Source organism: Mesorhizobium sp. M0088, from assembly GCF_040322895.1.
Taxonomy (GTDB): Bacteria; Pseudomonadota; Alphaproteobacteria; order Rhizobiales; family Rhizobiaceae; genus Mesorhizobium.
In genome coordinates this window covers 35,761-48,381 of sequence record NZ_JAMYUI010000020.1, presented here as the reverse complement: position 1 = coordinate 48,381, position 12,621 = coordinate 35,761, and the positions used below count along the sequence as shown (strand labels likewise).

Annotated in this window: 16 protein-coding genes; 4 read left to right on the top strand and 12 right to left on the bottom strand. The window is 64.1% G+C overall.

What is annotated here, in order from left to right; translation table 11 throughout:
* Nucleotides 1-3: 3 nt before the first annotated feature.
* The 12 genes from flgH to NKJ67_RS23230 all read right to left on the bottom strand — a co-directional run bounded on the left by flgH (nt 4) and on the right by NKJ67_RS23230 (nt 9,160).
* Nucleotides 4-711, bottom strand: a complete 708-nt coding sequence (flgH, locus tag NKJ67_RS23285; protein ID WP_352583320.1) for a flagellar basal body L-ring protein FlgH — start codon at nt 709-711, stop codon at nt 4-6.
* On the bottom strand, nt 708-1,292 hold the full coding sequence (locus tag NKJ67_RS23280) for a MotE family protein (protein ID WP_502905229.1): 585 nt from the start codon (nt 1,290-1,292) through the stop codon (nt 708-710). The genes flgH and NKJ67_RS23280 overlap by 4 nt, the downstream gene beginning before the upstream one ends.
* 9 nt (nt 1,293-1,301) lie before the next feature.
* On the bottom strand, nt 1,302-2,543 hold the full coding sequence (locus NKJ67_RS23275; RefSeq protein WP_352583318.1) for a flagellar basal body P-ring protein FlgI: 1,242 nt from the start codon (nt 2,541-2,543) through the stop codon (nt 1,302-1,304).
* Entirely contained in the window at nt 2,540-3,067 is a 528-nt protein-coding gene (gene flgA / locus NKJ67_RS23270) for a flagellar basal body P-ring formation chaperone FlgA (RefSeq protein WP_352583317.1), read from the bottom strand. Before flgA ends, NKJ67_RS23275 begins: the two co-directional genes overlap by 4 nt.
* 3 nt (nt 3,068-3,070) lie before the next feature.
* A complete protein-coding gene (flgG, locus tag NKJ67_RS23265; protein WP_013529795.1) occupies nt 3,071-3,859 on the bottom strand; it encodes a flagellar basal-body rod protein FlgG in 789 nt (262 codons plus the stop codon).
* Between the two features lie 11 nt (nt 3,860-3,870).
* Nucleotides 3,871-4,197: a flagellar hook-basal body complex protein FliE gene (fliE, locus tag NKJ67_RS23260; RefSeq protein WP_127397190.1), complete on the bottom strand. Its 327-nt coding sequence runs from the start codon at nt 4,195-4,197 to the stop codon at nt 3,871-3,873.
* Nucleotides 4,197-4,613: a flagellar basal body rod protein FlgC gene (gene flgC, locus NKJ67_RS23255; protein WP_013529797.1), complete on the bottom strand. Its 417-nt coding sequence runs from the start codon at nt 4,611-4,613 to the stop codon at nt 4,197-4,199. Before flgC ends, fliE begins: the two co-directional genes overlap by 1 nt.
* A 2-nt stretch (nt 4,614-4,615) precedes the next feature.
* On the bottom strand, nt 4,616-4,996 hold the full coding sequence (gene flgB, locus NKJ67_RS23250) for a flagellar basal body rod protein FlgB (RefSeq protein ID WP_027038255.1): 381 nt from the start codon (nt 4,994-4,996) through the stop codon (nt 4,616-4,618).
* A gap of 79 nt (nt 4,997-5,075) precedes the next feature.
* Complete coding sequence (locus NKJ67_RS23245) at nt 5,076-5,915, bottom strand: hypothetical protein (RefSeq protein ID WP_292336253.1); 840 nt, start codon at nt 5,913-5,915, stop codon at nt 5,076-5,078.
* Nucleotides 5,902-7,305: a flagellar protein export ATPase FliI gene (gene fliI, locus NKJ67_RS23240; RefSeq protein WP_127408453.1), complete on the bottom strand. Its 1,404-nt coding sequence runs from the start codon at nt 7,303-7,305 to the stop codon at nt 5,902-5,904. The genes NKJ67_RS23245 and fliI overlap by 14 nt, the downstream gene beginning before the upstream one ends.
* A 3-nt stretch (nt 7,306-7,308) precedes the next feature.
* Entirely contained in the window at nt 7,309-8,031 is a 723-nt protein-coding gene (gene flgF / locus NKJ67_RS23235; RefSeq protein ID WP_352583316.1) for a flagellar basal-body rod protein FlgF, read from the bottom strand.
* A gap of 7 nt (nt 8,032-8,038) precedes the next feature.
* Nucleotides 8,039-9,160 (bottom strand): DUF1217 domain-containing protein, encoded by a 1,122-nt coding sequence (locus NKJ67_RS23230; protein WP_352583314.1) that lies wholly within the window; start codon nt 9,158-9,160, stop codon nt 8,039-8,041.
* Between the two features lie 146 nt (nt 9,161-9,306).
* Between NKJ67_RS23230 and motA the strand changes: the two genes are divergently transcribed.
* The 4 genes from motA to NKJ67_RS23210 are packed head-to-tail and all read left to right on the top strand — an operon-like array spanning nt 9,307 to nt 12,619.
* On the top strand, nt 9,307-10,182 hold the full coding sequence (motA, locus tag NKJ67_RS23225) for a flagellar motor stator protein MotA (protein WP_127326683.1): 876 nt from the start codon (nt 9,307-9,309) through the stop codon (nt 10,180-10,182).
* Between the two features lie 32 nt (nt 10,183-10,214).
* The gene (locus NKJ67_RS23220) at nt 10,215-11,162 is read left to right on the top strand and encodes a FliM/FliN family flagellar motor switch protein (RefSeq protein ID WP_352583312.1); all 948 of its coding nucleotides are present in this window, start codon (nt 10,215-10,217) and stop codon (nt 11,160-11,162) included.
* A gap of 16 nt (nt 11,163-11,178) precedes the next feature.
* Nucleotides 11,179-11,565 carry a flagellar motor switch protein FliN gene (gene fliN, locus NKJ67_RS23215; RefSeq protein ID WP_023809994.1) on the top strand — a complete coding sequence of 129 codons (387 nt, stop codon included), beginning with the start codon at nt 11,179-11,181 and terminating at the stop codon, nt 11,563-11,565.
* Nucleotides 11,566-11,608: 43 nt separating this feature from the next.
* A complete protein-coding gene (locus tag NKJ67_RS23210; protein WP_027038262.1) occupies nt 11,609-12,619 on the top strand; it encodes a flagellar motor switch protein FliG in 1,011 nt (336 codons plus the stop codon).
* Nucleotides 12,620-12,621: the final 2 nt, after the last annotated feature.

The following is a 12,621-nucleotide window of genomic DNA, read 5'->3' as shown; positions in this document are numbered from 1 at the left end:
ATCCTAGAACGGAAGAACCTGGTCGAGAATCTGCTGGCCGTAGGCAGGCTGCTGGACCTCGGTGATGCGACCGCGTCCGCCGTAGGAGATGCGGGCCTCGGCGATACGTTCGTAGGGGATGGTGTTTTCGGCGCCGATATCGGCCGGCCGCACGATGCCGGCGAGCGTCAGCACCCTGAGCTCGGCGTTGACGCGCACTTCCTGCGATCCGGTGATCATCAGATTGCCGTTGGGCAGCACATCGGTGACGATCGCCGCGACATTGAGTTCAAGCGTTTCCGAGCGCTTGATCTCGCCGTCGGCAGTCGTGTCCGTGGTGGAGGTGAGAGCCCCAGCGCCCTTGCCGGCGGTGCTCCACTTGTCCCACTGCGCGCTGAGGTCGTAACCGAGCTTGCGATTGGCGGTGCGGCTCCTGTCGTTCTGGTTCTTGAAGTTGGCCCGATCGTTGATCTTGATCTTGACCGTCAGGATGTCGCCCTGGGACAGCGCCCGCGGGTCGGTGAACAGCCGGCTCTGGCGGTCGTCCCACAACGAGAATTTCTTGACCGGCGCGGGCGGCGTTTGCGGATAGCGATAGAGGGAGCCGGTGCTGCCGCCATCGATGCCGGAGCCGACCGGGGACAGAGCCGGCTCCCTGCCGACCTCCTTGAGGTTGGTTCCGCAACCCGACAGCATGGTGACCGCGCACAGGGCAAGCATTTTCCGGTTCATGACGGGTCTACCCTTCGGGCTGCGCTGGCCATAATGCCGGTGAGCGTCGCCGCCGCCTTCTGGTCCATTTCGTTGAGGATGACGCTCGCCTTGCGTGTATCGAGCTTCATCAATATGGCCGCAGCCAGATCGGCGTTGACGATGGCCAGCCGCTCGGCAGCGGCGTCAGGTTTCATGCCGGCGTAGATCTGGACGACGCCGTCCTCGGCCCGGGCCAGGAAAACCTCGCGCCGCTTCAGCCAGGTCTCGTATTCAGCTTTCTTTGCATCGAGAGCTTTCATGCGCTCGTCAATGCCGGCCTGGAGCTGCTTCAGTTCCTCCGCCTGCAGGACATAGCGGCGGTCGCGGGCGGCGTCGGCGATGTTTGAGCAGAAGCGCTCGATCTCGCTTTGGTCCGGCGCCTTTTCCCGTGTCAATTGCTGCGGCGCCGCTGCCACCGGTGCTCCCGGCAGGACCTGGCGGACCGTCTCCTCGCCGCGTGCGGTGTCGCCGGCAAAGGGCAGAGCCGCGACGATGGCGGTCGCGAGCAGGATCGCGACTTTGCGGTGTCTGCCGTCATGGCGTGGGAAGGAGCGCGTCATCGGCATCGCCTATTGCAGAACCAGGTCGGCCTGCAGGGCCCCGGCCGACTTGATGCCCTGCAGAATGGCGATGATGCCGTCAGGCTTGACGCCGAGGCGGTTGAGGCCGGAAACGAGGGTCTGGAGATCGGGTCCGTCAAGCACGGCAACGCGGGCGTCGGGCCGGCTGGCGTCGATGGCGGTGAACGGTTCGACGGCGGTCTCGCCCTTGGAGAAGGGCTCGGGCTGGACAATGCGCGGCGCTTCGGTGATGCGCACGGTGAGCGTGCCGTGGCTGATGGCGACACGTGAGATCTTGACGTCATTGCCGATGACGATGGTGCCGGTGCGCTCGTCGATCACGACACGGGCCGGCGTGTCGGATTCGACCACCAGATTCTCGATTTCGGCATAGAAGCGCGCCGCCGAGACACCCTTCGGCCTTCTGATCTGCACGGTGCGAGAATCGCGCTCTGCCGCCACTCGCATGCCGAAGCGCTGGCCGGTGTAGTCGTTGATGGCGTCCGCGATGCGGATAGCGGTCGAGAAATCGGGATTGCGCAGTTGCAGCGTCAGGACCGCCTGATCGTCGAACTCGGCCTGGACAGCACGCTCGACGATGGCGCCGTTCGGCACGCGGCCGGAGGTCGGCACGCCTTGCGTCAGCTGCTCGGCCTGTCCTTGGGCGGTAAAGCCGGACACGATGACCGAGCCCTGGCCGACGGCATAGATCTCGCCGTCCGCCGCCTTCAGCGGGGTCATGATCAGCGTGCCGCCGGAAAGCGAGGTCGCGTCGCCCATCGAGGAGACGTCGATGTCGATGCGGGCGCCCGATTGCACGTAGGGCGGCATGTTGGCGGTGACGATGACGGCGGCGACATTCTTGGCGCGCGCACTGCCGCCTTCGGTGGCGATGCCGAGATTTTCGAGCATCGCGCGGATCGACTGTTCGGTGAATGGCGAGTTGCGCAGGCTGTCGCCCGATCCGGCAAGGCCGATGACCAGGCCGTAGCCGACGAGCTGATTGTCGCGCGAACTCTGCAACTGGGCGATGTCCTTGATGCGCGCGGCCACCTGGCCCGGCGGCAGCGAACTCGGCCCGGTCGAAACCCGGAACATGCGGCTGGTGGTGGCCGGATCATATTCGGGATCGTTGTAGACGCCGCCATTCTTGGCGGCGAGCTCGCGCTTGGCCTTCGACGTCAGGCCGTCGGCCAGCGCCGGCTGCAGGCCAAGCACGGCTGCCAGCATCAGGGTAAGCCCGCGTATCATGACGCGCTGACCTGGATGGTTCCGTCCGCCATCACCGTGCCGGACAGGATTTTGCCGCTGTCGATGTTGCGAACCTTGACGAGGTCGCCCGGGGCTCCCGGCTGCAGCGTCACGGCGGTGGCCGAGATCGTCAGCCCGCCGGCGATGAAGAAGATCTGCACGGAAGCACCCTGTTCGACCAGCCAGGTCTCGCGGATGGCGGTGGAAGGAATGTAGCGGCCGGGCAGCAGCGTGCGCTTGGCGACTTTGCCATCCAGTTCTTCGGCCCGCGTGGCGACCGCCTCCGGCTTGTGCTTGCCGACGACAAGGGTGACCTGTTTCAGGGCAGCCAGGTTGATGGTCTCGCCGGGATAGATTACCCGGCTCGGAATAAGCACCACCTCGCCGCCAGCTTGATTGCTGGCGATCCGGGTGGCCGATTGGTTGGCCGATTCCTGGGCAAAAGCCGGCATCGTGCCGGTCACCAGCGCAAGGACGAGCGCGGTGCGGCGGAATGCGGACAGGAGGCCGGGCGTCGACATCATGCGTTACCTGATGTTCTTGGAGACCACGGAGGCCATGTCGTCGGCGGCCTGAATGACCTTGGAGTTCATCTCATAAGCGCGCTGCGCCGAGATCAGTTCGGTGATTTCCTTGACCGGGTCGACGTTGGAGGCTTCGAGATAGCCCTGCTGGATGGTGGCAAAGCCGGGATCGCCAGGCACGCCGACATTCGCCGGCCCCGAAGCCGTGGTTTCCTGGAACAGATTGTCGCCGAGCGGCGCCAGGCCGGCCTCGTTGGCGAAGTTGGCGATCTGAAGCTGACCGAGGTTCTGCAGGTCGGTCTGGCCGTCGATGCGGGCGAAGACCTGGCCGGTCTTGTTGACGATGACCTCGACGGCATCCACGGGGACATTGATTGCCGGAATGACGGCAGCGCCGTCGACCGTCACGAGTTGGCCGGTGGCGTTGGTGTTGAGAGCTCCGGCGCGGCTGTAGAGCGTGCCGCCGTCGGCACCCTCGATCTGAAACCAGCCCCTGCCGGTCAGCGCCAGGTCGAAACTGTTGCCGGTGCTGGTCAGTTCGCCCTGGGTGTGCACGTTGCGCACGGCCGTCGTCTTGACGCCGAGGCCGATCGAGACGCCCTCCGGCACCAGCGAGGCGTTGGAGCGGTTGGGCACGCCTTGCGTGCGGTCGACCTGATAGAGCAGGTCGGAGAATTCGGCGCGGGCGCGCTTGTAGCCGGTGGTGTTGATGTTGGCGATGTTGTTGGCGATGACTTCCAGATTTGTCTGCTGGGCATTCATGCCGGTGGCGGCGATGGCGAGTGCTTTCATGGCGGAATTCCTCAGATGCCCATTCGACTGACTTCGAGATAGGCGGAAACCACCTTGTCGCGGATGGCGACGGCGGTCTGAAGCGCCTGCTGCGCGCTCATCACGGCGTCGACCACCTGACGGGTGTCGGCGTCGCCCTTGAGCGCCTGCAACGATACCTGCTCGGCATTCTGCAGCGTGTTCACGGTCTTAGAGGCTGCCTGGCTCAGCGCCTCGGCGAAGGAGGTGCCGATGGTGCCGCCGGCTGAGGGTGTCGCGCCGCCCTGGAGCAGGCTTGTGGCCGCGTCGTCGCCGCCGATCGACGGCTTGAACTGAAGCGCTCCGATACCGCTGATCATTACTGGTTCCTCATCAGGTCGATGGTCATGGAAATCAGGTCGCGGGCCTGCTTGACCACCTGAAGGTTGGCCTCGTAGGAGCGATTGGCCTCGGTCATGTCGGCCATTTCGATCAGCACGTTGACGTTGGGCATCTTGACGTAGCCCTTCTCGTCGGCGGCCTCGTTGCCGGGCTGGAACTCGACTGGAAAGTCACTGGGATCTCGATCGATCGAGTTCACTGCAACCGTTGAACTGCCGGAGGCCCGGTCAAGCTCAGAGACGAAGCTGATGGTCTTGCGGCGATAAGGATCGGAGCCGGGCGCGGTGCCGGTCGACTGGGCGTTGGCGAGGTTTTCGGAAACCACGCGCAGGCGCTCCGACTGGGCGCCGAGGCCGGATGCTGCGACTTTGAGGGCTGCGGTCAGTGCGTCCATGGTCAGCTCTTCACCGCCATCATCATCATCGTATGAAACGCCTTGACGATCGCTGTGTTGAGCTCGAAGGAGCGGCGCACCTCGCCGGCTTTCAGCAACTGGTCTTCCAGAACGACCGAGTTCTTGGACGGCATGACGACGCCGTCATTCTCCTGCGGCTTGATGGTGAAGCCGGCATTGGTCGCCGCATTGCCGAGATGGCCGGCCTGGGTCGCCTGCAGCGATACGGCAGCGCGGTCGAGCACCTTTTCGAATGGCTCGACATCGTTTGCCGTATAACCCGGCGTGTTGGCATTGGCGATGTTGCCGGCGACTGCCGACTGGCGCACGGCCAGCCATTGCGCTTGCTTGGCGGCGAGGTCGAAAAGGGAAACGGGCTCCATGGGAATCTCCGAGCAGGTACCCAGAGACTAGGCCGCCAGTCTTGCGCGGGCCTTGCGGATGGCGGGAGCCGGAGATCGTTTATCTGGAGAGTTCGATCACCCGGTCGGCACTGGTGACCATGACCCATTTGCCGTTGCGCTGCTCGATGGAGGACACCTGACTGGAGTCAGGCAGTATCGAGCCGCGCTGGACGATCCAGAGGCCAGCGTCGTCCTGGATCATGGCACGGCCGTTAGCGACATGAACCATGCGGAATTTCGCCGCGTCGGCCGGAAACGGTTGCTCGTCGGGTGCGGCTGCGGGATTGGCGTCGTCCCGCACCGTCCCCGTGGCAAGAAGATCGAGATTGGCCGCGGGAATATCCTTTGCCGTCAGCGGCGCGCTGCGTTCGGCGACCACGCCGCCGCCCGCTCGCCCGGAATTGGAGCCGGTGCCGCCGAACTTCATCGCCTGGACGCCAAACTGGTCCTGGTTGAAGAAGATGTACCAGGGGAACAGGGCGCAGATCAGGCCGAGCGTGATGCCGAGCGCGGCTATGACGAAATCGCTGCGTCGGTCGGACTTCTTCTTCAGTCGGGGAAACGGTGCCTTAGGCGGCTGCGGCCATTCGGTGCGCGGGAACAGCCCGTCGATCAGCGAGTCGCGGCTGGCCTGCGTCATCTCGGCAGCCACCGCCTGGGGAGCCCGGGGCAGAGCGGGTTCGACGGGCCTGGCCAGATCAGGATCGGCTTTGCCAGCTCGTGGCAGGATTGGCTTGACGGCTCTGGCCAGAACGGCCTCGGCTTTGGCTGCGATGTCACGGGCGGCCTTTGCCTTGGCGGTTCTCGCTTCGTCAGCCTCGGCTTGCTCCACGGCGTTGGCCTCGGCGATCATGTCGCGCAGGATGCGCTCGGTATATTCGCGTTCAGTCTCCGGCATCGGCGTTCAGCTTGCTCTTGAGGTGGCGGGCGAGATCGGAGAACGGGTCGGTCGACGGGCGATCCTTCGGCGCTTGCGTCAGCGCCTCATAGATCAGCGGCACCTGGCGCACGGCGATGTCCAGTTCGGCATCGGCGCCCCCCTGATAGGCCCCAAGCAACCGGATATCGCGCGTGTCCTCGAAGCGCGAGATCATCGACTTCAGCCTTGTCACCAGCGCGCGCTGTTCTACGCTCCAGGCCTTTCCGGCCAACCGCGATATGGACGACAGCGGGTTGACGGGGGGATAGCGACCCTGTTCGGCGATCGTGCGATCGAGCACGACATGGCCGTCGAGGATGCCGCGCACGGAATCGGCGACCGGATCGTTGTGATCGTCGCCGTCGACCAGCACGGAAATGATGGCGGTGATGGATCCTTTGCCTTCCCCGCCCGGCCCGGCGCGTTCGAGCAGCTTGGGCAGTTCGGTGAACACCGAGGCCGGATAACCGCGCGCGACCGGCGGCTCGCCGGTCCCCGTCGCCACCTCACGCAGGGCGTGGGCGAAGCGGGTGATCGAATCCAGCACCAGCAAAACGCGATGCCCCTGGTCGCGGAAATGCTCGGCGACGCGCATGGCGGTGTCCGGCGCACGCCGGCGCATCATGGCGCTTTCGTCGCTGGTGGCGACGACGGCGACGGTCTTGGCCATGCTCTCGCCGATAGTATCCTCGAGGAATTCACGCACTTCTCGGCCGCGTTCGCCGATGAGCGCCACCACGACGGTATCGAATGCGTCGGCGCCGGCGAGCATGGCGAGCAGCGTCGACTTGCCGACGCCGGAGCCGGCAAAGATGCCAAGGCGCTGGCCGAAACAGAGCGGCGTGAAGATGTCGATGACCTTGACGCCGGTCATGAAGGCAGTGCCGACGCGTTGCCGCGCCATGGCTCCCGGCGTCGTCTGGGCGCCGCGCGATGTGTCGTCTCCCCGGGCGAGCGGCGGGCCGCCATCGATCGTCCTGGTGAGTGCGTCGATGGTGCGGCCGCGCCACGAGGCATGCGGCGCCACCACGAGCGGACCTCGGCGGAAAACGGCATCACCGATGCCGGAATCGGCGCTGCGTTCGAAGGGTGCCACGACGGCCTCGTCGCGGCCGATCTTGACGATCTCGCCGCGCCGCGCACCGGCATCGCCGCGCTGCTCGACGATGTCGCCCAGCCTGGCGAAGCCGGAAAGGCCGTGCACCTTGTAGTGCGTGGGCGTGACTTCGATGACGCGGCCGCCGCGCTTGAGCAGCGCCTCGGCGTCGGCGAAACGCCGCCAGACCCGTTCCAGCGCGGCAAGCCGGTCTTCCGGCGCCGGCTGGAGTTGTCTTTCGAGTGCGCGCAGGGATGGCTGGTCGAGCGACATGGATTATTTCGAGCCGAGCGTCTTGATCGCCTCGTCGGTGGAGGAGTCGGTCTGCCGCATCAGGGCGGCGGTGTTCTCGAAGGCGCGCTGGACCATGATCAGCCTGGTGATCTCCAGCACCGGATTGACATTGGACTCTTCGAGAAAACCCTGGGCGACGCCGATATCCGAGCGATCGGTGACAGGCTCCGGGGTGCGTGCCGGAACGATGCCGGAATTGCCGTAGCGGACGAAGTTCGGGCCTGGGTCGAAATTGTAGAGACCGATCGAGCCGACAAGCTGATCGTTCTGGCGCAACGAACCATCGGCCCCGGCCTTGGGTGGGCCGTTGCGGGGATCAAGCTGGATCGGCGAGCCGCCGGCATCGAGCACCGGGTGGCCCTCGATCGACATCAGCTCGCCGTTCTCGTTCATCGAAAAGCGGCCGTCGCGGGTCATGACGGTGCCGACCGGCGTCTCTATGGCAAACCAGGCATCGCCCTGGACGGCGAAATCGAAGGGATTTCCGGTCTCGCTCAAGGCACCATGGGCGCCGGAAAGGTAGGTCTTGCCCGGGGAGGCGAAGGATACCGATTTTTGCCCGGTGCCGGAGACGATGTCCTCGAACTTCACGCCGGTAGCGCGAAAGCCGATCGTCGAGGCATTGGCGACGTTGTCGGCGATGGTGTCGAGGCGCCGCTCGAGCGCGATCTGCGACGAAAGGGCGACGTACAGGCTGTCCCTCATGATGGTCTCAGAACCTCAATTTCTGCATGGCCATCATCAGGTCGGTGGAGATGCCGACTGTGAGTGGCTGGGCAAACAGCACGCTGACCGAGGTGACGGCCGATGAAGTCGGGTGGTTGATCTCGTACATGCTGGTGAAGCGGGTCAGGAACTTGCCGAGTTTTTCGGGGTCGGAGAAATCCGAGATGTCGAGTTTTTGCTCGAACAGCTGCGCCTGCTTGTCGACATCGGCGGTGGCGAAGGAATCGGGCAGGCCGAGCACGGTGCGCACGACACTGGCAAGCGCGGTGTCGGCCAGCACGTCATACCAGCTGGTGATGGTTGGGGCCTTGCGATCGAAGTAAAGCGCCAGCCGCACACCCTGGTTAGCCTGACCGGCATCCTCTTCGAGGGTCTGGCGCATGTATTTGTCGACGGTCGGCTGCTGCGCCGGATTGATGGTCGTGGTGTTTTCGCCATAGGCCTCGAAGTTGAAGGCGGAGGCAAGCGCGGCATAGGTCTTGTCCGTCATCTTGTTGGCGACGCTGTCGGGATCGCGGACGCCGCCCTGCAGAACCCGCTTGATGAGATCCTTGTCCTCCGTCGCGGAATCGAGACCGAATGACGCCAGCGCGTATGTGTAGAGCCGGCTGTTCGACATCAGATCGTCGATCGACTTCACCTTGGTGATGTTGGCGAGATAGTATGTCGTCTCGCCCTTCACATAGGCCGAATTGGGATCGAGGCCGGCGATCTGCGCCTGGATGGCATAGTTCTTGGTCACCAACTGCTGTGTCTTGTTGTAGATGGTCGCATCGGCGCCGTTGGCGGCGAAGTTGAAAGCGCTGACGAATTCGGCGTAGCGCTTGTCGGTCAGCTTGTTGGCGAAGCTGTCGGGATCGGAGACGCCTTCCTTGAGTGCCTTGACCATGAAGGCCTTGGCGTAGTCCATGTCCTCCAGCCCGTAGGCCTTCATGGCATACTTGAACAAACGGTCGTTTTTGACGAAATCGTCGATCGATTTCACCTTGGTGATATTCGCGAGATAATATTTGGTGTCGCGATCAACCACGGGCTGCTGCTCGATCCTGTCGATCGATTTTGAAATATCCTTGGTGATGAGCTGGTAGCTGGTAAAGGTATTGAGCAAAGACGTGCCTCCGGCCGAAGCTATGCCGGCACAATACCCCTACTTCCTTGCGCGAAACTGAATCGCTTCCAAGCCCTCGATTCAAGCCTCACACAAGGCACGGGGACTATCCCTAGCTCCTGATGTGAAATGCGGAAGGACCTGTCGTGGGCATTCTGATTGGACTGGTGGTAACGCTCGGCTGCGTCCTTGGCGGCTTCATGGCCATGGGCGGCCATCTTCACGTGCTGATCCAGCCATGGGAGGTCGTGATCATCTGTGGTGCGGCTTTTGGCACCTTCCTCGTTGCCAATCCGATGAAGACGGTCAAGGACACCGGCAAGGCCATTCTCGAAGCCTTCAAGCAGGCGGTGCCGAAGGAACAGGACTATCTCGAGACGCTCGGCGTGCTGCACTCGCTGATGCGCGAGCTGCGCTCGAAATCCCGCAGCGAAGTCGAGGCGCATATCGACAATCCGGAAGAGTCAGCGATTTTCCAGGCGTTCCCAACCGTGCTGCACAATCATGACCTGACGCATTTCATCTGCGACTACTGCCGTATCATCATCATCGGCAATGCCCGCTCGCACGAGATCGAGGCGCTGATGGACGAAGAGATCCAGACCATCAGGTCCGACAAGATGAAGGCCTATCACGCGATGGTGGCGGTGGGCGATGGCCTGCCGGCGCTCGGCATCGTCGCCGCCGTGCTCGGCGTGGTCAAGGCGATGGGCGCGCTCGACCAGTCGCCGGAAATCCTCGGCGGTCTGATCGGTGCCGCACTTGTCGGAACGTTCCTCGGCATCTTCCTGTCCTATTCGGTGGTCGGGCCGGTCGCCACCAAGATCAAGACGGTGCGCGAGAAGAAGAACCGCCTCTATATCATCGTCAAGCAGACGCTGCTGGCCTACATGAACGGCGCGCTGCCGCAGGTGGCGATCGAGTTCGGCCGCAAGACCATCTCATCTTATGAACGGCCGACGATCGACGCCGTCGAGCAGAGCACGATGAATACCGGCACCGTCGAAAAGAAGGCCGCCTGAACGATGCGCGACAGATCGGTCCCGGCACTGTCATGACCAGCCTGGGCAGTCCAGCGGAAGCGCGCTCGCTGATCATCGAGCGTCTGGTCGGCGACAGCGGCGAGGCCGCCCAGGTCATCGACGCAGGCCGCGCCATGGCCGAACGCGCCGTACCGCTGTTGCAGAAAAGCCTGACCAGCGAGCTTGGCGTTCCGGTCGTCGTCGATCTCAAAGCGATCGAGGTCAGCCGCGTTCCCGAGGCGCGTTCGCGTGCCGACGACACGTTTGCCATGACCGTGATCGGCTCGTCCGCGTCCTCCGATGCGATGACCCTGGTGATCGATGCTCCGGCGATCGCTATCATGGTCTGCACGCTGTTCGGTGGCGATCCGGATCTGCCGGTCTCGCCGATCGAACGCGATCTGTCGCAGATCGAAATCGATGTCTCGACCATGGTGTTCCAGCAGGTCGCGCAGGCCCTCAACGGATCGGGAAAGCGTTCGCTCGACCTGCGCCTGCCCGCGCCGCGAGCAATGTCCGGCACCGAGGCGAAGCGGTATGTGCTGCGCGATGGCGCGGCAATCCGCATCGTGCTTGGCATCTCGACGCCGGCCGACAGTGGCACCGTCACGGTGACGATGCCGCAGCGCGTCGTGCTGGCCAGCCGCGACGGAGCCGTGCCTGTCAGCGACGACGATCACGGCCCCAGCTGGCGCGCCCGCTTTTCGGAAGAGGTGATGCGCTCCACCGTGGCGCTCGAGGCCACGATGCCGCTGGCGCGGCTGACGCTCGGCGATCTCGCCGGTTTCGAAATCGGCGATGTCATCGAATTCGAGGAAACGGCCCAATCCCAGGCGCGTCTCAGCGCACGGGGCAAGACGCTGTTCGTATGCGAGTTCGGCAAACTGGGACAGAATTACACCGTCCGGATCAGGCATCCTTACGACGCCGGGCAGGACTTTATCGACGGGCTGATGCCGGCTGCCGCCGGACGCGCCTGAGCATTTGGAGACGATCATGGCCAAAACCAAGGCGGAAGCCGACCTCGACCAGCCGGACGAGCAGCTCGACCGTGCCATCGAAGAGTTGCGCGGTGTCCTGCATGAAGAGGAGCAACGCCCCGATGCGGCGTTCAGGGCGGCCTCATCAGCCAATTCCAGCGTGATCATGAACATCCCCGTTGATGTCCAGATCATCCTCGGCAGCACCGAGATGCCGGTCTCCGATCTGATGGCGCTGCAAAAAGGGTCGACCGTGGCGCTCAATCGCCGCATCGGGGAACCTGTCGACGTCGTGGTCAACGGCCGCAAGATCGCGCGCGGCGAGATCACCGTGCTGGAAAGCGATCCGTCGCGTTTCGGCATCAGGCTGACCGAAATCATCGCCGGCACGAAGGGCGCCTAGACATGGTTTGCTGGGCTTGCCGGTGGCAGCGGAGGCGAGTGGCATGACGACGCCGGTGACCTTGACCCGCGCGCAGAAGGCGGCCGCCATACTTGTGGCTATGGGCAAGCCGTCGGCCAGCCGCCTGCTGAAATTCTTCAAGCAGGAAGAACTGAAGGCGCTGATCGAGGGCGCCCGCCTGCTGCGGACGATTCCGCAAAGCGATCTCGAACGTATCGTCGCCGAGTTCGAGGCCGAGTTCACCGAAGGGGCGGGATTGCTCGATTCCGCCGACAGGATGGACACCATCCTCAATGAATCGCTCTCGCCCGAAGAGATGAGCGCGATCATGGGCGACAAGAAATTCGAGGTCGCACCGGAAGGTCCGCCGCCGATCTGGCCCGAGCTCGAAAAGCTCGAACCGGCGCGGCTTGGCGCCTTCCTGGCCGGTGAGCATCCGCAGACGGCGGCCATGGTGTTGTCGAAGCTGGCGCCGCAGGTGGCGGCCAACGTGCTGTTGACACTGACCAAACCGATGCGTGGAGAAATCATCAAGCGCATGGTGACGATGGCCAATGTTCCCGACGCTGCCGCCAGGATCGTCGAAAACCGGCTTCGCACCAGCGTGCTGGCGGAAACCTCGACCAAGGACACCTCGGCCGGGCAGGCGCGTGTCGCCAGCGTTCTCAACGAACTCGACAAGCCGCTGCTTGAGGAGGTCATGCAGGATCTGGAAGCCGCCGGCACGCCCGATCTCGACGGTGTGAGGGCCCGGCTGTTTGCTTTCGACGACTTGCCGCTGCTCACCCAGAAAGCGCGGGTGCTGCTGTTCGACGGGCTGTCGACGGAGCTGGTCACGCTGGCCCTGCGCGGTACTTCGGCCGCACTCGCGGAATCGGTGCTGTCGGCCATCGGCGCCCGCTCGCGGCGCATGATCGAAGCCGAACTCGGGCAGGGCTCGGACGGGGTCCCTCTCGCCGACATCACAGCGGCCCGCAAGACGATCGTTACGACGACGATCCGGCTGTCGCGCGAAGGCGCCTTCGAACTACCCTCGACCCAAGACGCCGCCTAAGA

Coding starts and splice junctions, on each gene's coding strand:
- fliE (WP_127397190.1), bottom strand. CDS start 4,197: ATGATCAGCGGTATCGGAGCGCTTCAGTTCAAGCCGTCGATCGGCGGC.
- NKJ67_RS23275 (WP_352583318.1), bottom strand. CDS start 2,543: ATGATACGCGGGCTTACCCTGATGCTGGCAGCCGTGCTTGGCCTGCAG.
- NKJ67_RS23280 (WP_502905229.1), bottom strand. CDS start 1,292: ATGACGCGCTCCTTCCCACGCCATGACGGCAGACACCGCAAAGTCGCG.
- flgG (WP_013529795.1), bottom strand. CDS start 3,859: ATGAAAGCACTCGCCATCGCCGCCACCGGCATGAATGCCCAGCAGACA.
- NKJ67_RS23245 (WP_292336253.1), bottom strand. CDS start 5,915: ATGCCGGAGACTGAACGCGAATATACCGAGCGCATCCTGCGCGACATG.
- flgB (WP_027038255.1), bottom strand. CDS start 4,996: ATGGAGCCCGTTTCCCTTTTCGACCTCGCCGCCAAGCAAGCGCAATGG.
- fliI (WP_127408453.1), bottom strand. CDS start 7,305: ATGTCGCTCGACCAGCCATCCCTGCGCGCACTCGAAAGACAACTCCAG.
- fliN (WP_023809994.1), top strand. CDS start 11,179: ATGGCCAAAACCAAGGCGGAAGCCGACCTCGACCAGCCGGACGAGCAG.
- flgC (WP_013529797.1), bottom strand. CDS start 4,613: ATGGACGCACTGACCGCAGCCCTCAAAGTCGCAGCATCCGGCCTCGGC.
- flgF (WP_352583316.1), bottom strand. CDS start 8,031: ATGAGGGACAGCCTGTACGTCGCCCTTTCGTCGCAGATCGCGCTCGAG.
- flgH (WP_352583320.1), bottom strand. CDS start 711: ATGAACCGGAAAATGCTTGCCCTGTGCGCGGTCACCATGCTGTCGGGT.
- flgA (WP_352583317.1), bottom strand. CDS start 3,067: ATGATGTCGACGCCCGGCCTCCTGTCCGCATTCCGCCGCACCGCGCTC.
- NKJ67_RS23210 (WP_027038262.1), top strand. CDS start 11,609: ATGACGACGCCGGTGACCTTGACCCGCGCGCAGAAGGCGGCCGCCATA.
- NKJ67_RS23220 (WP_352583312.1), top strand. CDS start 10,215: ATGACCAGCCTGGGCAGTCCAGCGGAAGCGCGCTCGCTGATCATCGAG.